Raw genomic sequence first — 17,700 nt, forward strand, 5'->3', positions numbered from 1 at the left:
GGGTCTCCCCATGCGAGAGTAGGGAACTGCCAGGCATCAAACAAGTGAAGAAGCCCATCCTGACGGATGGGCTTTTTGCGCTTTCACAGATATCCTCTTATCCCTCTCCCTGGTATAACCACAAGCCATACTGCTGCTTATGCTGTAAACTAAGCGCGATTTTGCATCAGGAAAGCGTCTATGAATCACTCCCTTAAACCCTGGAATACCTTCGGTATTGAACAATGTGCTAACGCAATTGTTTGTGCTGAAAATGAACAACAAGTACTGAACGCATGGCAATTAGCAGACTCACTTGGTCATCCGGTATTGATACTGGGTGAGGGGAGTAATGTGCTCTTCCTTGAACCTTTCCGGGGGACGGTGATTATTAACCGTATCAAGGGCATTGCAGTGACGGAAAAAACGGATGCGTGGCACTTGCATGTCGGTGCGGGTGAAAACTGGCATCATCTGGTGCAGTACTCTCTTCAGCAGGGAATGCCGGGTCTGGAAAATCTGGCGCTAATTCCTGGCTGTGTTGGTTCATCCCCTATCCAGAATATCGGCGCTTATGGCGTAGAGCTACAACGTGTCTGCGAATACGTTGACTGCGTTGAATTGTCGACAGGCAAACATCTGCGCGTAAGAGCTGAAGAATGCCGTTTTGGTTATCGTGACAGCATTTTCAAACATGAATATCAGGATCGCTTCGTGATTGTCGCGGTTGGCCTGCGCTTGCCTAAACATTGGCAGCCGGTACTGACCTACGGAGATCTCTCGCGTCTGGATCCTGCAACGGTCACACCTCAGCAAGTTTTTGATTCCGTCTGCCATATGCGCACAACAAAGCTGCCCGATCCGAAAGTAAACGGTAATGCAGGTAGCTTCTTTAAAAACCCGGTTATCGCAGCGGAGATTGCACAGATGCTGCTGTCAAAATTCCCTGGTGCGCCACATTATCCGCAGGTGGATGGTTCGGTGAAACTGGCTGCAGGCTGGCTCATCGACCAGTGTCAATTGAAAGGCGTGGGTATTGGTGGTGCTGCTGTACACCGCCAGCAGGCACTGGTGCTGATCAATGCAGATAATGCGACAAGTGAAGACGTTGTTCAGCTTGCACACCTTGTGCGTGAGAAAGTGGGTGAAAAATTTAATGTCTGGCTGGAGCCAGAGGTTCGCTTCATTGGACCTACAGGTGAGATAAACGCTGTGGAGGTCATCGCATGAAGGATAATACCGTTCCCCTGACGCTCATTTCTTTATTGGCCGATGGTGAGTTTCATTCTGGTGAGCAATTGGGTGAAAAGCTTGGAATGAGTCGCGCGGCAATTAACAAGCATATCCAGACGTTACGCGACTGGGGAGTGGATGTGTTTACCGTGCCAGGCAAAGGATACAGCTTGCCGGAGCCGATACAATTACTGGATGCTTCTCGTATTCTTAGTCAACTGGATGGCGGCACTGTTTCCGTACTTCCCGTTATAGATTCTACGAATCAGTACTTACTGGACCGTATTGGCCAGTTGAATTCTGGTGATGCCTGCGTGGCAGAATACCAGCAGGCAGGCCGTGGGCGACGTGGGCGCAAATGGTTTTCACCGTTTGGTGCCAATCTGTACCTTTCTATGTTCTGGCGTCTGGAGCAAGGCCCGGCAGCGGCGATTGGTCTGAGTCTGGTCATCGGTATCGTCATGGCAGAGGTGCTGCGTGATCTGGGTGCTGAGAAAGTACGGGTGAAATGGCCTAACGACCTTTACCTTCAGGATCGGAAACTTGCCGGTATCCTTGTCGAGTTAACAGGAAAAACAGGCGATGCTGCGCAAATTGTCATCGGTGCAGGGATCAATATGGCGATGCGCCGTGTTGAAGAAGGGATAGTGAATCAGGGATGGATTAACCTGCAGGAAGCCGGGATTACCCTTGACCGCAATACACTGGCTGCGAGACTTATTAGAGAGCTTCGCGCCGCACTGGAATTATTTGAACAAGAAGGGTTGACCCCGTATCTGTCTCGCTGGGAAAAACTGGATAACTTTATTAACCGACCTGTGAAGCTGATCATCGGTGATAAAGAAATATTTGGTATTTCGCGAGGAATAGATACTCAGGGAGCATTACTGCTTGAACAGGATGGTGAGATTAAATCCTGGATGGGCGGGGAAATATCGCTGAGAAGCGCAGAATAATAACAAGGGGAGCAATGGCTCCCCTGTTAAATTATTTTCTCAGCCGCACTTGTTCAACGGCGTGATTGGCACTCTTCGTCATGATGAGGCTGGCACGCTCACGAGTTGGTAGTATATTTTGCTTTAGATTCAACCAGTTGATTTCTTTCCATAGCGATGTTGCTGTATTGATAGCTTCATCTTTAGATAATTTTGCATAGTTATGGAAATAAGAGTCTGGATCGGTAAACGCCCCTTCGCGGAACTTAAGGAAGCGGTTGATATACCACGATTGAAGTAACTCTTCTGGTGCGTCTACATAGATAGAAAAATCGACAAAATCAGAAACAAATACATGATGCGGATCGTGCGGATAGTCCATTCCGCTTTGCAATACATTTAATCCTTCAAGAATCAATATATCAGGCTGCGCAACCGTTTTATCCCCATCCGGGATCACATCATAAATTAAATGTGAGTAGACCGGGGCCGTGACGTTTGGCACGCCTGATTTGAGATCAGAAACGAATTGCACCAGGCGACGCATATCGTAAGACTCAGGGAATCCTTTCTTCTTCATCAAGCCGCGATCTTTTAAAACCTGATTAGGATAAAGGAAACCATCCGTCGTAATCAATTCAACGCGACGGTGTTCTGGCCAGCGGCTCAGTAGTGCTTGCAGGACACGCGCAGTGGTGCTTTTACCGACCGCAACGCTGCCCGCAATGCTAATGATGTAAGGAATGCGCTGACCGTTAGTCCCTAAAAATTGCTCCAGAACCGCCTGGCGACGCAGGTTTGAACTGATGTAAAAATTGAGCAGGCGTGAAAGGGGTAAATAGATCTCGGCAACTTCTTCCAGCGACAAATCTTCATTAATACCTTTGAGTCGCGCAACCTCATCCTCTGCCAACGTCATTGGCACGGAATCACGGAGTGCAGCCCATTGGTTGCGATCAAACTGTAGGTAAGGCGTCATTAACGTTTGCTCTTTTATACTCATAAGCATGTTTCTGACTGTCATTGCTCTATCAGGTCAATGATAAAAAGGCGAATCATCCCCAGCATGCAATGGCACGTCACATTTCAGTTAATTTGGACAATGGGCAGGAGGGTAACACCAGATGGGAGGGAATAATAAGAAAAAATATCTCATGAGAAACTTTAGCTGGGGAACAATGTGGCGGATATACCCTATGCATAAGAGGTGAGTTCTCTTCATTAGTGATCCTAAATCGCTGCGATAAAGGTGGTTGAAGCTGAAAAAATGCACATACAGGAATGGAAATCGACTATTTATCGGCCTTGTAGTGCAAAATGTGAGCGAAAGAACATTTTATGCAATTTTTTAGTTGCATGAGTGCGAATGTCTCCATAAAATGCGCGCTACTTGATGCCGACTTAGCTCAGTAGGTAGAGCAACTGACTTGTAATCAGTAGGTCACCAGTTCGATTCCGGTAGTCGGCACCATCAAGTCCGGTGGGGTTCCCGAGCGGCCAAAGGGAGCAGACTGTAAATCTGCCGTCACAGACTTCGAAGGTTCGAATCCTTCCCCCACCACCACTTTCTGGCAGCGTTTTCGCCGCCTGGGTTGATTAAAAAATTAATCAACTCAAAACATAAAAAGAGAGCAATCTCTTTTTTGTTACAGAAAGAACTGGGTAGCCGAGTTTCAGGATGCGGGCATCGTATAATGGCTATTACCTCAGCCTTCCAAGCTGATGATGCGGGTTCGATTCCCGCTGCCCGCTCCAAGACGTGCTGATATGGCTCAGTTGGTAGAGCGCACCCTTGGTAAGGGTGAGGTCCCCAGTTCGACTCTGGGTATCAGCACCACTTCACTTCTCCTTCCCGTTTCTCTCTGTTTACCGTTAAAAACATTCAACAGTTCAGGCATATCGCCTGGTTGATGTGGTGATATCACCGATTTATCCGTGTCTTAGAGGGACAATCGATGTCTAAAGAAAAGTTTGAACGTACAAAACCGCACGTTAACGTCGGTACTATCGGCCACGTTGACCATGGTAAAACAACGCTGACCGCTGCCATCACTACCGTACTGGCTAAAACCTACGGCGGTGCTGCTCGCGCATTCGACCAGATCGATAACGCGCCGGAAGAAAAAGCTCGTGGTATCACCATCAACACGTCTCACGTTGAATATGACACCCCGACTCGCCACTACGCACACGTAGACTGCCCGGGCCACGCCGACTATGTTAAAAACATGATCACCGGTGCTGCGCAGATGGACGGCGCGATCCTGGTTGTTGCTGCGACTGACGGCCCGATGCCGCAGACTCGTGAGCACATCCTGCTGGGTCGTCAGGTAGGCGTTCCGTTCATCATCGTGTTCCTGAACAAATGCGACATGGTTGATGACGAAGAGCTGCTGGAACTGGTAGAAATGGAAGTTCGTGAACTTCTGTCTCAGTACGATTTCCCGGGCGACGACACTCCGATCGTTCGTGGTTCTGCTCTGAAAGCGCTGGAAGGCGAAGCAGAGTGGGAAGCGAAAATCATCGAACTGGCTGGCTTCCTGGATTCTTACATCCCGGAACCAGAGCGTGCGATTGACAAGCCGTTCCTGCTGCCTATCGAAGACGTATTCTCCATCTCCGGTCGTGGTACCGTTGTTACCGGTCGTGTAGAGCGCGGTATTGTTAAAGTTGGCGAAGAAGTTGAAATCGTTGGTATCAAAGAGACTGCCAAGTCTACCTGTACTGGCGTTGAAATGTTCCGCAAACTGCTGGACGAAGGCCGTGCTGGTGAGAACGTTGGTGTTCTGCTGCGTGGTATCAAACGTGAAGAAATCGAACGTGGTCAGGTACTGGCTAAACCGGGCACCATCAAGCCGCACACCCAGTTCGAATCTGAAGTTTATATCCTGTCCAAAGACGAAGGCGGCCGTCATACTCCGTTCTTCAAAGGCTACCGTCCGCAGTTCTACTTCCGTACTACTGACGTGACTGGTACCATCGAACTGCCGGAAGGCGTAGAGATGGTAATGCCGGGCGACAACATCAAAATGGTTGTTACCCTGATTCACCCGATCGCGATGGACGACGGTCTGCGTTTCGCAATCCGTGAAGGCGGCCGTACTGTAGGCGCGGGCGTTGTTGCTAAAGTTATCGCTTAATCGCTGATAACATTTGACGCAATGCGCAATAAAAGGGCATCATTTGATGCCCTTTTTGCACGCTTTCGAACCAGAACCTGGCTCATCAGTGATTTTTTTTGTCATAATCATTGCTGAGACAGGCTCTGTAGAGGGCGTTTAGTCCGAAACTCACCAGAGCATTTCGGTTTGGATTGCCTCGCTTACGCGGGGTGAAAATGTTTGTAGAATACTTCTGACAGGTTGGTTTATGAGTGCGAATACCGAAGCTCAAGGAAGCGGGCGTGGCCTGGAAGCGATGAAGTGGGTGGCTGTAGCCCTATTGCTGCTTGTGGCTATCGTTGGCAACTACCTCTATCGTGACATGATGCTGCCGCTACGTGCGCTGGCCGTAGTGATTCTGATTGCGGCAGCGGGTGGTGTTGCGCTGTTGACGACAAAAGGTAAAGCGACGGTTGCTTTTGCCCGTGAAGCGCGTACTGAAGTCCGTAAGGTCATTTGGCCGACTCGCCAGGAAACATTGCACACCACACTGATCGTGGCTGCGGTTACTGCAGTAATGTCACTAATCCTGTGGGGGCTGGATGGTATTCTGGTCCGCCTGGTATCCTTTATCACTGGCCTGAGGTTCTGAGATGTCTGAAGCTCCTAAAAAGCGCTGGTACGTCGTTCAGGCGTTTTCCGGTTTTGAAGGCCGCGTAGCGACGTCGCTGCGTGAGCATATCAAATTACACAATATGGAAGAGTTGTTTGGTGAAGTCATGGTGCCGACTGAAGAAGTGGTCGAAATCCGTGGTGGCCAGCGTCGCAAAAGCGAGCGCAAATTCTTCCCGGGCTACGTACTGGTCCAGATGGTGATGAACGACGCAAGCTGGCACCTGGTGCGCAGCGTACCGCGTGTGATGGGCTTCATCGGTGGTACTTCCGACCGTCCGGCGCCAATCAGCGATAAAGAAGTTGATGCGATTATGAACCGCCTGCAGCAGGTGGGTGATAAGCCGCGTCCGAAAACGCTGTTTGAACCGGGTGAGATGGTTCGTGTTAGCGATGGTCCGTTTGCTGACTTTAACGGCGTGGTTGAAGAAGTCGACTACGAGAAGTCTCGCCTGAAAGTTTCCGTTTCTATCTTCGGTCGTGCGACCCCGGTAGAACTGGATTTTGCTCAGGTTGAAAAAGCCTAACACGTCGATCAAAAAAGCGGCGATTTAATCGTTGCACAAGGCGCGAGATTGGAATACAATTTCGCGCCTTTTGTTTTTATGGATTCCATCCGTAAAACGAATTTTATCACGGGGAGCCTCTTTGAGGCGCTATAACCCAACCAGAGGAATTTAGAATGGCTAAGAAAGTACAAGCCTATGTCAAGCTGCAGGTTGCAGCTGGTATGGCTAACCCGAGTCCGCCGGTAGGTCCAGCACTGGGTCAACAAGGCGTGAACATCATGGAATTCTGCAAAGCGTTCAACGCAAAAACTGATTCCATGGAAAAAGGTCTGCCGATCCCGGTTGTTATTACCGTTTACGCTGACCGTTCTTTCACTTTCGTTACCAAAACGCCTCCGGCAGCAGTACTGCTGAAGAAAGCGGCTGGTATCAAGTCTGGTTCCGGCAAGCCGAACAAAGACAAAGTGGGTAAAATTTCCCGCGCTCAGCTGCAGGAAATCGCGCAGACCAAAGCTGCCGACATGACTGGTTCCGACATTGAAGCGATGACTCGCTCCATTGAAGGTACTGCACGTTCCATGGGCCTGGTAGTGGAGGATTAAGAAATGGCTAAACTGACCAAGCGTATGCGCGTGATCCGTGACAAAGTTGATGCAACTAAACAGTACGACATCAACGAAGCTATTGCTCTGCTGAAAGAGCTGGCCACCGCTAAATTCGTAGAAAGCGTGGACGTTGCCGTTAACCTCGGCATCGATGCTCGTAAATCTGACCAGAACGTACGTGGTGCAACTGTACTGCCGCACGGTACTGGCCGTTCCGTTCGCGTAGCCGTATTTACCCAGGGTGCAAACGCTGAAGCTGCTAAAGCTGCAGGTGCTGAACTGGTAGGTATGGAAGATCTGGCTGACCAGATCAAAAAAGGCGAAATGAACTTTGACGTTGTTATTGCTTCCCCGGATGCAATGCGCGTTGTTGGCCAGCTGGGTCAGGTTCTGGGTCCGCGCGGCCTGATGCCAAACCCGAAAGTTGGTACTGTAACTCCTAACGTTGCTGAAGCGGTTAAGAACGCTAAAGCAGGTCAGGTTCGTTACCGTAACGACAAAAACGGCATCATCCACACCACCATCGGTAAAGTGGATTTTGACGCTGACAAACTGAAAGAAAACCTGGAATCTCTGCTGGTTGCGCTGAAAAAAGCGAAACCGACTCAGGCGAAAGGCGTGTACATCAAGAAAGTTAGCCTCTCCACCACCATGGGTGCTGGCGTTGCCGTTGATCAAGCTGGTCTGAGCGCTTCTGCGAACTAAGATTAGCTTTACGTGGGCGGTGGATTTGTCTACAATTCTACCCCCACGTTTGTTAACGAAAGTTAGCAGATAAAAAGATTTGTTCGTTGGAGCCTGGCCTATCCAGGCCTCCGTCGAAGACCGCAGGTGTTTCGTAAGAAGCTTAATGCCCTGCGTAGACGGTGACAGAACGCTAAGATTATTTCTGATACTCTGGCTTGTTTCTGCTCACCGTATTTAGACGCTCTGTCCGTTGGGAAGAGTGAAGTGAGTTCCGGAACATGAGTTCCGGCAAACATCCAGGAGCAAAGCTAATGGCTTTAAATCTTCAAGACAAACAAGCGATTGTTGCTGAAGTCAGCGAAGTAGCCAAAGGCGCGCTGTCTGCAGTAGTTGCGGATTCCCGTGGCGTAACTGTAGACAAAATGACTGAACTGCGTAAAGCAGGTCGCGAAGCCGGCGTATACATGCGTGTTGTTCGTAACACCCTGCTGCGCCGTGTTGTTGAAGGTACTCAGTTTGAGTGCCTGAAAGACGCGTTCGTTGGTCCGACCCTGATTGCATATTCTATGGAACACCCGGGCGCAGCTGCTCGTCTGTTCAAAGATTTCGCGAAAGCGAATGCAAAATTTGAGGTCAAAGCCGCAGCCTTTGAAGGTGAATTGATCCCGGCATCGCAAATCGATCGCCTGGCAACTCTGCCGACCTACGAAGAAGCAATTGCACGCCTGATGGCAACCATGAAAGAAGCTTCGGCTGGTAAACTGGTTCGCACTCTGGCTGCTGTTCGCGATGCGAAAGAAGCTGCTTAATCGCAGTTATCTTTATCAAGCATCTGCTTACGTATAAACTTATTCTGATTTTCAGGAACAATTTAAATGTCTATCACTAAAGATCAAATCATTGAAGCAGTATCCGCTATGTCTGTAATGGACGTTGTAGAACTGATTTCTGCAATGGAAGAAAAATTCGGTGTTTCCGCTGCTGCTGCTGTAGCTGTAGCTGCTGGCCCGGCTGAAGTTGCTGAAGAAAAAACTGAATTCGACGTAATTCTGAAAGCTGCTGGCGCTAACAAAGTTGCTGTTATCAAAGCAGTACGTAGCGCAACTGGCCTGGGTCTGAAAGAAGCTAAAGACCTGGTAGAATCTGCTCCGGCCGCTCTGAAAGAAGGCGTGAGCAAAGATGACGCAGAAGCACTGAAAAAATCTCTGGAAGAAGCTGGCGCTGAAGTTGAAGTTAAATAAGCCAACTTTTCTGGTTGCAGCCTGAGAAATTAGGCTGATGGCTGGTGACTTTTTAGTCACCAGCCTTTTTGCGCTGTAAGGCGCCAGTAGCATTTCACACTGTTTGACTACTGTTGTGCCTTTCAATGCTTGTTTCTATCGACGACTTAATATACTGCGACAGGGTGCTCGCTCTGTGTAAATCGCAACGAAATGGTTTAAGCGTGATAGCAACAGGCATTGCGGAAAGTATTCAATTTTCCGATCAACAAAATAGTGTTGCACAAACTGTCCCTTCGTCGGACAGATGGGTCGACTTGTCAGCGAGCTGAGGAACCCTATGGTTTACTCCTATACCGAGAAAAAACGTATTCGTAAGGATTTTGGTAAACGTCCACAAGTTCTGGACATACCTTATCTCCTTTCTATCCAGCTTGACTCGTTTCAGAAGTTTATCGAGCAAGATCCTGAAGGGCAGTACGGTCTGGAAGCAGCCTTCCGTTCCGTGTTCCCGATTCAGAGCTACAGCGGTAATTCCGAGCTGCAATACGTCAGCTACCGCCTTGGCGAACCGGTGTTTGACGTTCAGGAATGTCAGATCCGTGGCGTGACCTATTCCGCACCGCTGCGCGTCAAACTGCGTCTGGTGATCTACGAGCGCGAAGCGCCGGAAGGCACCGTAAAAGACATTAAAGAACAAGAAGTCTACATGGGCGAAATTCCGCTCATGACTGACAACGGTACTTTTGTTATCAACGGTACTGAGCGTGTTATCGTTTCTCAGTTGCACCGTAGTCCGGGCGTCTTCTTTGACTCCGACAAAGGTAAAACCCACTCTTCGGGTAAAGTACTGTATAACGCGCGTATCATCCCTTACCGTGGTTCCTGGCTGGACTTCGAATTCGATCCGAAGGACAACCTGTTCGTACGTATTGACCGTCGCCGCAAACTGCCTGCGACCATTATTCTGCGTGCGCTGAACTACACCACTGAGCAGATCCTTGACCTGTTCTTTGAGAAAGTTGTTTTCGAAATTCGCGACAACAAGCTGCAGATGGAACTGGTGCCGGAACGCCTGCGTGGCGAAACCGCATCTTTTGACATCGAAGCTAACGGCAAAGTGTACGTCGAAAAAGGTCGTCGCATTACTGCGCGCCACATTCGCCAACTGGAAAAAGACGATATCAAACATATCGAAGTTCCGGTTGAATACATTGCTGGCAAAGTGGCGTCTAAAGACTACGTTGACGAATCTACTGGCGAGCTGATCTGCGCAGCGAACATGGAGCTGAGCCTGGATCTGCTGGCTAAGCTGAGCCAGTCTGGCCACAAACGTATCGAAACGCTGTTCACCAACGATCTGGACCACGGTCCGTACATCTCTGAGACTGTACGCGTCGACCCAACCAACGATCGTCTGAGCGCGCTGGTAGAAATCTACCGCATGATGCGCCCAGGTGAACCGCCGACGCGTGAAGCGGCTGAAAGCCTGTTTGAGAACCTGTTCTTCTCCGAAGACCGCTATGACCTGTCTGCGGTTGGTCGTATGAAGTTCAACCGTTCTCTGCTGCGCGACGAAATCGAAGGTTCCGGTATCCTGAGCAAAGACGACATCATTGAAGTGATGAAGAAGCTCATCGATATCCGTAACGGTAAAGGCGAAGTCGATGATATCGACCACCTCGGCAACCGTCGTATCCGTTCCGTAGGCGAAATGGCGGAAAACCAGTTCCGCGTTGGCCTGGTACGTGTAGAGCGTGCGGTGAAAGAGCGTCTGTCTCTGGGCGATCTGGATACCCTGATGCCTCAGGATATGATCAACGCCAAACCGATTTCTGCCGCAGTGAAAGAGTTCTTTGGTTCCAGCCAGCTGTCTCAGTTTATGGACCAGAACAACCCGCTGTCTGAGATTACGCACAAACGTCGTATCTCCGCACTCGGCCCAGGCGGTCTGACCCGTGAACGCGCAGGCTTTGAAGTTCGAGACGTACACCCGACTCACTACGGTCGCGTATGTCCAATCGAAACGCCTGAAGGTCCGAACATTGGTCTGATCAACTCCCTGTCCGTGTACGCACAGACTAACGAATATGGCTTCCTTGAGACGCCGTACCGTCGTGTTGTTGATGGCGTGGTAACTGACGAAATTCATTACCTGTCTGCTATTGAAGAAGGCAACTTCGTTATCGCTCAGGCGAACTCCAACCTGGATGACGAAGGGCACTTTGTAGAAGATCTGGTTACCTGCCGTAGCAAAGGCGAATCCAGCTTGTTCAGCCGCGACCAGGTTGACTACATGGACGTATCCACTCAACAGGTGGTATCCGTCGGTGCGTCCCTGATCCCGTTCCTGGAACACGATGACGCCAACCGTGCATTGATGGGTGCGAACATGCAACGTCAGGCGGTTCCGACTCTGCGCGCTGATAAGCCGCTGGTTGGTACCGGTATGGAACGTGCTGTTGCCGTTGACTCCGGTGTAACTGCGGTGGCTAAACGTGGCGGTACCGTTCAGTACGTGGATGCTTCCCGTATCGTTATCAAAGTTAACGAAGACGAGATGTACCCGGGCGAAGCAGGTATCGACATCTATAACCTGACCAAATACACCCGTTCTAACCAGAACACCTGTATCAACCAGATGCCGTGTGTGTCTCTGGGTGAGCCGGTTGAACGTGGTGATGTGCTGGCAGACGGCCCGTCCACTGACCTCGGTGAACTGGCGCTCGGTCAGAACATGCGCGTGGCGTTCATGCCATGGAACGGTTACAACTTCGAAGACTCCATCCTCGTTTCCGAGCGTGTTGTTCAGGAAGACCGTTTCACCACTATCCACATTCAGGAACTGGCATGTGTGTCCCGTGACACCAAGCTGGGGCCAGAAGAGATCACCGCTGACATCCCGAACGTGGGTGAAGCTGCGCTCTCCAAACTGGATGAATCCGGTATCGTTTATATCGGCGCAGAAGTGACCGGTGGCGACATTCTGGTTGGTAAGGTAACGCCGAAAGGTGAAACCCAGCTGACGCCAGAAGAGAAACTGCTGCGTGCGATCTTCGGTGAGAAAGCGTCTGACGTTAAAGACTCTTCTCTGCGCGTACCAAACGGTGTTTCCGGTACGATTATCGACGTTCAGGTCTTTACTCGCGATGGCGTAGAAAAAGACAAACGTGCGCTGGAAATCGAAGAGATGCAGCTGAAGCAGGCGAAGAAAGACCTGTCTGAAGAACTGCAGATCCTCGAAGCTGGCCTGTTTAGCCGTATCTACGCGGTGCTGGTTGCCGGTGGTGTTGAAGCTGAGAAGCTCGACAAACTGCCTCGCGATCGCTGGCTGGAACTGGGCCTGACCGACGAAGAGAAACAGAATCAGCTGGAACAGCTGGCTGAACAGTACGACGAGCTGAAGCACGAGTTCGAGAAGAAACTCGAAGCGAAACGCCGCAAAATCACTCAGGGCGACGATCTGGCACCGGGCGTGCTGAAGATTGTTAAGGTTTATCTGGCGGTTAAACGTCGGATCCAGCCTGGTGATAAGATGGCAGGTCGTCACGGTAACAAGGGTGTTATTTCTAAGATCAACCCGATCGAAGATATGCCTTACGATGAAAACGGCACGCCGGTAGACATCGTACTGAACCCGCTGGGCGTACCGTCTCGTATGAACATCGGTCAGATTCTGGAAACCCACCTGGGTATGGCTGCGAAAGGCATTGGCGATAAGATCAACGCCATGCTGAAACAGCAGCAAGAAGTCGCGAAACTGCGCGAGTTCATCCAGCGTGCGTACGATCTGGGCTCTGACGTTCGTCAGAAAGTTGACCTGAACACCTTCAGCGATGATGAAGTTCTGCGTCTGGCTGAAAACCTGAAAAAAGGTATGCCGATCGCAACGCCGGTCTTCGACGGTGCGAAAGAGTCTGAAATCAAGGAACTGTTACAGCTGGGTGGCCTGCCGACTTCCGGTCAGATCACACTGTTCGACGGTCGTACCGGTGAGCAATTCGAGCGCCAGGTTACCGTTGGCTACATGTACATGCTGAAACTGAACCACCTGGTTGATGACAAGATGCATGCGCGTTCTACCGGTTCTTACAGCCTGGTTACTCAGCAGCCGCTGGGTGGTAAGGCGCAGTTCGGTGGTCAGCGCTTCGGGGAGATGGAAGTGTGGGCGCTGGAAGCATATGGCGCGGCATACACCCTGCAGGAAATGCTCACCGTTAAGTCTGATGACGTGAACGGCCGTACCAAGATGTATAAAAACATCGTAGACGGTAACCATCAGATGGAGCCGGGCATGCCAGAATCCTTCAACGTACTGTTGAAAGAGATTCGTTCGCTGGGTATCAACATCGAGCTGGAAGACGAGTAACTCTCGCTCAAACAGGTCACTGGTGCTGGCGTAACAGCCAGCACCAGATTGTGCTAACTCCGACGGGAGCAAATCCGTGAAAGACTTATTAAAGTTTCTGAAAGCGCAAACTAAAACCGAAGAGTTTGATGCGATCAAAATTGCTCTGGCCTCGCCAGACATGATCCGTTCATGGTCTTTTGGTGAAGTTAAGAAGCCGGAAACCATTAACTACCGTACGTTCAAGCCTGAGCGTGACGGCCTTTTCTGCGCCCGTATCTTTGGGCCAGTAAAAGACTACGAGTGCCTGTGCGGTAAGTACAAGCGCCTGAAACACCGTGGTGTGATCTGTGAGAAGTGCGGCGTTGAAGTGACCCAGACTAAAGTACGCCGTGAGCGTATGGGCCACATCGAGCTGGCGTCTCCGACTGCGCACATCTGGTTCCTGAAATCTCTGCCGTCCCGTATCGGCCTGCTGCTCGATATGCCGCTGCGCGATATCGAACGCGTACTGTACTTCGAATCCTATGTGGTTATCGAAGGCGGTATGACCAATCTGGAACGCCAGCAGATCCTGACTGAAGAACAGTATCTGGATGCGCTGGAAGAGTTCGGTGACGAATTCGACGCGAAGATGGGTGCGGAAGCTATTCAGGCCCTGCTGAAGAGCATGGATCTGGAGCAAGAGTGTGAAACTCTGCGCGAAGAGCTGAACGAAACCAACTCCGAAACCAAGCGTAAGAAGCTGACCAAGCGTATCAAACTGCTGGAAGCGTTCGTTCAGTCTGGCAACAAGCCGGAGTGGATGATCCTGACCGTTCTGCCGGTTCTGCCGCCAGATCTGCGTCCGCTGGTTCCGCTGGATGGTGGTCGTTTCGCAACGTCGGATCTGAACGATCTGTATCGTCGCGTTATCAACCGTAACAACCGTCTGAAACGTCTGCTGGATCTGGCTGCGCCGGACATCATCGTACGTAACGAAAAACGTATGCTGCAGGAAGCGGTTGACGCCCTGCTGGATAACGGTCGTCGCGGTCGTGCGATCACCGGTTCTAACAAGCGTCCTCTGAAATCTTTGGCCGACATGATCAAAGGTAAACAGGGTCGTTTCCGTCAGAACCTGCTCGGTAAGCGTGTTGACTACTCCGGTCGTTCTGTAATCACCGTAGGTCCATACCTGCGTCTGCATCAGTGCGGTCTGCCGAAGAAAATGGCACTGGAGCTGTTCAAACCGTTCATCTACGGCAAGCTGGAACTGCGTGGCCTCGCCACCACCATCAAAGCCGCTAAGAAAATGGTTGAGCGTGAAGAAGCTGTCGTTTGGGATATCCTGGACGAAGTTATCCGCGAACACCCGGTACTGCTGAACCGTGCACCAACACTGCACCGTCTGGGTATCCAGGCATTTGAACCGGTACTGATCGAAGGTAAAGCTATCCAGCTGCACCCGCTGGTTTGTGCGGCATACAACGCCGACTTCGATGGTGACCAGATGGCTGTTCACGTACCGCTGACGCTGGAAGCCCAGCTGGAAGCGCGTGCGCTGATGATGTCTACCAACAACATCCTGTCTCCGGCGAACGGCGAACCTATCATCGTTCCGTCTCAGGACGTTGTATTGGGTCTGTACTACATGACCCGTGACTGTGTTAACGCCAAAGGCGAAGGCATGGTGCTGACTGGCCCGAAAGAAGCTGAGCGTATTTATCGCGCTGGCCTGGCCTCTCTGCATGCGCGCGTTAAAGTGCGTATCACTGAATACGAAAAAGATGAAAACGGCGAATTCGTCGCGGTTACCAGCATTAAAGACACGACCGTTGGCCGTGCCATTCTGTGGATGATCGTACCGAAAGGTCTGCCTTTCTCCATCGTCAACCAGGCGCTGGGTAAGAAAGCAATCTCCAAAATGCTGAACACCTGTTACCGCATTCTGGGTCTGAAGCCGACCGTTATCTTCGCTGACCAGACGATGTACACCGGCTTTGCTTATGCAGCGCGTTCAGGTGCATCTGTTGGTATTGATGACATGGTCATCCCAGAGAAGAAACACGAGATCATCTCTGAAGCGGAAGCTGAAGTTGCTGAGATCCAGGAGCAGTTCCAGTCTGGTCTGGTAACCGCGGGCGAACGCTATAACAAAGTTATCGATATCTGGGCTGCGGCGAACGATCGTGTATCCAAAGCGATGATGGACAACCTGCAAACCGAAACCGTTATTAACCGTGACGGCGTAGAAGAGCAGCAGGTGTCTTTCAACAGCATCTACATGATGGCCGACTCCGGTGCGCGTGGTTCTGCAGCACAGATTCGTCAGCTGGCTGGTATGCGTGGTCTGATGGCGAAGCCAGATGGCTCCATCATCGAAACGCCAATCACCGCGAACTTCCGTGAAGGTCTGAACGTACTCCAGTACTTCATCTCGACTCACGGTGCTCGTAAAGGTCTGGCGGATACCGCACTGAAAACTGCGAACTCCGGTTATCTGACGCGTCGTCTGGTTGACGTTGCACAGGATCTGGTCGTAACCGAAGACGATTGTGGCACCCTCGAAGGTATCACCATGACCCCGGTTATCGAGGGTGGTGACGTTAAAGAGCCGCTGCGCGATCGCGTTCTGGGTCGTGTGACTGCAGAAGACGTGCTGAAGCCGGGTACGGCGGACATTCTGGTTCCACGCAACACGCTGCTGCACGAACAGTGGTGTGACCTGCTGGAAGCGAACTCCGTTGACTCCGTCAAGGTTCGTTCCGTTGTATCTTGTGACACCGACTTTGGTGTATGTGCGCACTGCTATGGTCGTGACCTGGCGCGTGGCCACATCATCAACAAAGGTGAAGCTATCGGTGTTATCGCGGCACAGTCCATCGGTGAACCGGGTACACAGCTGACGATGCGTACGTTCCACATCGGTGGTGCGGCATCTCGTGCGGCTGCTGAATCCAGCATCCAGGTGAAAAATAAAGGTAGCATCCGCCTGAGCAACGCGAAGTCGGTTGTGAACTCCAGCGGTAAACTGGTTATCACCTCCCGTAACACTGAACTGAAACTGATCGACGAATTCGGCCGTACCAAAGAAAGCTATAAAGTGCCTTACGGCTCCGTTATGGCGAAAGGTGATGGCGAACAGGTTGCTGGCGGCGAAACCGTTGCAAACTGGGATCCGCACACCATGCCGGTTATCACCGAAGTGAGTGGTTTCGTCCGCTTCACTGACATGATCGACGGCCAGACCATTACTCGTCAGACTGACGAGCTGACCGGTCTGTCTTCTCTGGTGGTTCTGGATTCTGCAGAGCGTACTGCGGGTGGTAAAGACCTGCGTCCGGCACTGAAAATTGTTGATGCTCAGGGCAACGATGTTCTGATCCCAGGCACCGATATGCCTGCTCAGTACTTCCTGCCGGGTAAAGCGATTGTTCAGCTGGAAGATGGCGTACAGATCAGTTCTGGTGACACCCTGGCGCGTGTACCGCAGGAATCCGGCGGTACCAAGGACATCACCGGTGGTCTGCCGCGCGTTGCGGACCTGTTCGAAGCACGTCGTCCGAAAGAGCCGGCAATCCTGGCGGAAATCAGCGGTATCATTTCCTTCGGTAAAGAAACCAAAGGGAAGCGTCGTCTGGTGATCACGCCGTTAGACGGTAGCGATCCGTACGAAGAGATGATTCCGAAATGGCGTCAGCTCAACGTGTTCGAAGGTGAACGTGTAGAACGTGGTGATGTGGTTTCCGACGGTCCGGAAGCACCGCATGACATCCTGCGTCTTCGTGGCGTACACGCGGTAACGCGTTACATCACCAACGAAGTACAGGACGTATACCGTCTGCAAGGCGTTAAGATTAACGATAAACACATTGAAGTTATCGTTCGTCAGATGCTGCGTAAAGCGACCATCGAAAGTGCAGGTAGCTCCGACTTCCTGGAAGGCGAGCAGGTTGAATACTCCCGCGTCAAGATCGCTAACCGCGACCTGGAAGCGAACGGCAAAGTTGCGGCAACATATTCCCGCGACCTGCTGGGTATCACCAAAGCGTCTCTGGCAACCGAGTCCTTCATCTCTGCAGCATCGTTCCAGGAGACCACACGTGTCCTGACCGAAGCCGCAGTAGCGGGCAAACGCGACGAACTGCGCGGTCTGAAAGAGAACGTTATCGTGGGTCGTCTGATCCCGGCGGGTACCGGTTATGCGTACCACCAGGATCGTATGCGCCGCCGTGCCGCTGGCGAATTGCCTGCAGCACCGCAGGTGACTGCTGAAGATGCGACTGCCAGCCTGGCAGAGCTGCTGAACGCAGGTCTGGGTGGTTCTGACAACGATTAATCGTTGATGGCCATAATAAAAAACCCGCTTCGGCGGGTTTTTTTTTGCCTTCGGGCATGCCGTTTGTAGGCCGGATAAGTCGCTTGTGAC

Annotated in this window: 12 protein-coding genes, 4 tRNA genes and 1 pseudogene; 15 read left to right on the forward strand and 2 right to left on the reverse strand. The window is 51.4% G+C overall.

Annotation, left to right across the window (positions count from 1 at the left end):
* The first annotated feature begins 180 nt into the window (after nucleotides 1–180).
* Together murB and birA are read left to right on the forward strand one after the other, a co-directional pair.
* Entirely contained in the window at nucleotides 181–1,209 is a 1,029-nt protein-coding gene (murB, locus tag AC07NP_RS21530) for a UDP-N-acetylmuramate dehydrogenase (protein WP_494661677.1), read from the forward strand.
* Nucleotides 1,206–2,168, forward strand: coding sequence for a bifunctional biotin--[acetyl-CoA-carboxylase] ligase/biotin operon repressor BirA (gene birA, locus AC07NP_RS21535; RefSeq protein WP_494661678.1), 963 nt, complete (start codon nucleotides 1,206–1,208; stop codon nucleotides 2,166–2,168). Before murB ends, birA begins: the two co-directional genes overlap by 4 nt.
* Before the next feature lie 31 nt (nucleotides 2,169–2,199).
* Here the strand turns inward: birA and coaA are convergent, their stop codons facing one another.
* Nucleotides 2,200–3,150, reverse strand: a complete 951-nt coding sequence (coaA, locus tag AC07NP_RS21540) for a type I pantothenate kinase (protein WP_203359348.1) — start codon at nucleotides 3,148–3,150, stop codon at nucleotides 2,200–2,202.
* A gap of 292 nt (nucleotides 3,151–3,442) precedes the next feature.
* A pseudogene (locus tag AC07NP_RS21545) lies at nucleotides 3,443–3,523 on the reverse strand (hypothetical protein); the annotation flags it as partial.
* A gap of 19 nt (nucleotides 3,524–3,542) precedes the next feature.
* On the opposite strand from AC07NP_RS21545, the gene AC07NP_RS21550 reads away from it, so the two are divergent.
* The 13 genes from AC07NP_RS21550 to rpoC all read left to right on the forward strand — a co-directional run bounded on the left by AC07NP_RS21550 (nucleotide 3,543) and on the right by rpoC (nucleotide 17,610).
* Nucleotides 3,543–3,618: transfer RNA gene (locus AC07NP_RS21550), tRNA-Thr, on the forward strand.
* Nucleotides 3,619–3,626: 8 nt separating this feature from the next.
* Nucleotides 3,627–3,711 (forward strand) — tRNA-Tyr (locus AC07NP_RS21555).
* A gap of 116 nt (nucleotides 3,712–3,827) precedes the next feature.
* A tRNA-Gly gene (locus AC07NP_RS21560) sits at nucleotides 3,828–3,902 on the forward strand.
* Nucleotides 3,903–3,908: 6 nt separating this feature from the next.
* A tRNA-Thr gene (locus tag AC07NP_RS21565) sits at nucleotides 3,909–3,984 on the forward strand.
* A gap of 118 nt (nucleotides 3,985–4,102) precedes the next feature.
* Nucleotides 4,103–5,287, forward strand: a complete 1,185-nt coding sequence (tuf, locus tag AC07NP_RS21570; protein ID WP_494661679.1) for an elongation factor Tu — start codon at nucleotides 4,103–4,105, stop codon at nucleotides 5,285–5,287.
* A gap of 229 nt (nucleotides 5,288–5,516) precedes the next feature.
* On the forward strand, nucleotides 5,517–5,900 hold the full coding sequence (secE, locus tag AC07NP_RS21575) for a preprotein translocase subunit SecE (RefSeq protein ID WP_162379675.1): 384 nt from the start codon (nucleotides 5,517–5,519) through the stop codon (nucleotides 5,898–5,900).
* Between the two features lies 1 nt (nucleotide 5,901).
* A complete protein-coding gene (gene nusG / locus AC07NP_RS21580) occupies nucleotides 5,902–6,447 on the forward strand; it encodes a transcription termination/antitermination protein NusG (RefSeq protein WP_002438628.1) in 546 nt (181 codons plus the stop codon).
* A 155-nt stretch (nucleotides 6,448–6,602) separates the two neighbouring features.
* Nucleotides 6,603–7,031, forward strand: a complete 429-nt coding sequence (gene rplK / locus AC07NP_RS21585; RefSeq protein ID WP_003033122.1) for a 50S ribosomal protein L11 — start codon at nucleotides 6,603–6,605, stop codon at nucleotides 7,029–7,031.
* A 3-nt stretch (nucleotides 7,032–7,034) separates the two neighbouring features.
* On the forward strand, nucleotides 7,035–7,739 hold the full coding sequence (gene rplA, locus AC07NP_RS21590) for a 50S ribosomal protein L1 (protein ID WP_162379676.1): 705 nt from the start codon (nucleotides 7,035–7,037) through the stop codon (nucleotides 7,737–7,739).
* A 293-nt stretch (nucleotides 7,740–8,032) separates the two neighbouring features.
* A complete protein-coding gene (rplJ, locus tag AC07NP_RS21595; protein WP_007704673.1) occupies nucleotides 8,033–8,530 on the forward strand; it encodes a 50S ribosomal protein L10 in 498 nt (165 codons plus the stop codon).
* A gap of 66 nt (nucleotides 8,531–8,596) precedes the next feature.
* On the forward strand, nucleotides 8,597–8,962 hold the full coding sequence (rplL, locus tag AC07NP_RS21600; protein WP_162379677.1) for a 50S ribosomal protein L7/L12: 366 nt from the start codon (nucleotides 8,597–8,599) through the stop codon (nucleotides 8,960–8,962).
* 319 nt (nucleotides 8,963–9,281) lie between these two features.
* Nucleotides 9,282–13,310, forward strand: a complete 4,029-nt coding sequence (gene rpoB, locus AC07NP_RS21605) for a DNA-directed RNA polymerase subunit beta (RefSeq protein WP_203359346.1) — start codon at nucleotides 9,282–9,284, stop codon at nucleotides 13,308–13,310.
* A 76-nt stretch (nucleotides 13,311–13,386) separates the two neighbouring features.
* On the forward strand, nucleotides 13,387–17,610 hold the full coding sequence (gene rpoC / locus AC07NP_RS21610; RefSeq protein WP_203359345.1) for a DNA-directed RNA polymerase subunit beta': 4,224 nt from the start codon (nucleotides 13,387–13,389) through the stop codon (nucleotides 17,608–17,610).
* The last annotated feature ends 90 nt before the right edge of the window (nucleotides 17,611–17,700 follow it).

It is taken from the genome of Citrobacter sp. GW821-FHT07H02 (assembly GCF_059418505.1).

Bases quoted from the DNA above. Each gene is read 5' to 3' on its own strand.
- murB (WP_494661677.1), top strand. From the start codon at position 181: ATGAATCACTCCCTTAAACCCTGGAATACCTTCGGTATTGAACAATGT.
- birA (WP_494661678.1), top strand. From the start codon at position 1,206: ATGAAGGATAATACCGTTCCCCTGACGCTCATTTCTTTATTGGCCGAT.
- coaA (WP_203359348.1), bottom strand. From the start codon at position 3,150: ATGAGTATAAAAGAGCAAACGTTAATGACGCCTTACCTACAGTTTGAT.
- tuf (WP_494661679.1), top strand. From the start codon at position 4,103: ATGTCTAAAGAAAAGTTTGAACGTACAAAACCGCACGTTAACGTCGGT.
- secE (WP_162379675.1), top strand. From the start codon at position 5,517: ATGAGTGCGAATACCGAAGCTCAAGGAAGCGGGCGTGGCCTGGAAGCG.
- nusG (WP_002438628.1), top strand. From the start codon at position 5,902: ATGTCTGAAGCTCCTAAAAAGCGCTGGTACGTCGTTCAGGCGTTTTCC.
- rplK (WP_003033122.1), top strand. From the start codon at position 6,603: ATGGCTAAGAAAGTACAAGCCTATGTCAAGCTGCAGGTTGCAGCTGGT.
- rplA (WP_162379676.1), top strand. From the start codon at position 7,035: ATGGCTAAACTGACCAAGCGTATGCGCGTGATCCGTGACAAAGTTGAT.
- rplJ (WP_007704673.1), top strand. From the start codon at position 8,033: ATGGCTTTAAATCTTCAAGACAAACAAGCGATTGTTGCTGAAGTCAGC.
- rplL (WP_162379677.1), top strand. From the start codon at position 8,597: ATGTCTATCACTAAAGATCAAATCATTGAAGCAGTATCCGCTATGTCT.
- rpoB (WP_203359346.1), top strand. From the start codon at position 9,282: ATGGTTTACTCCTATACCGAGAAAAAACGTATTCGTAAGGATTTTGGT.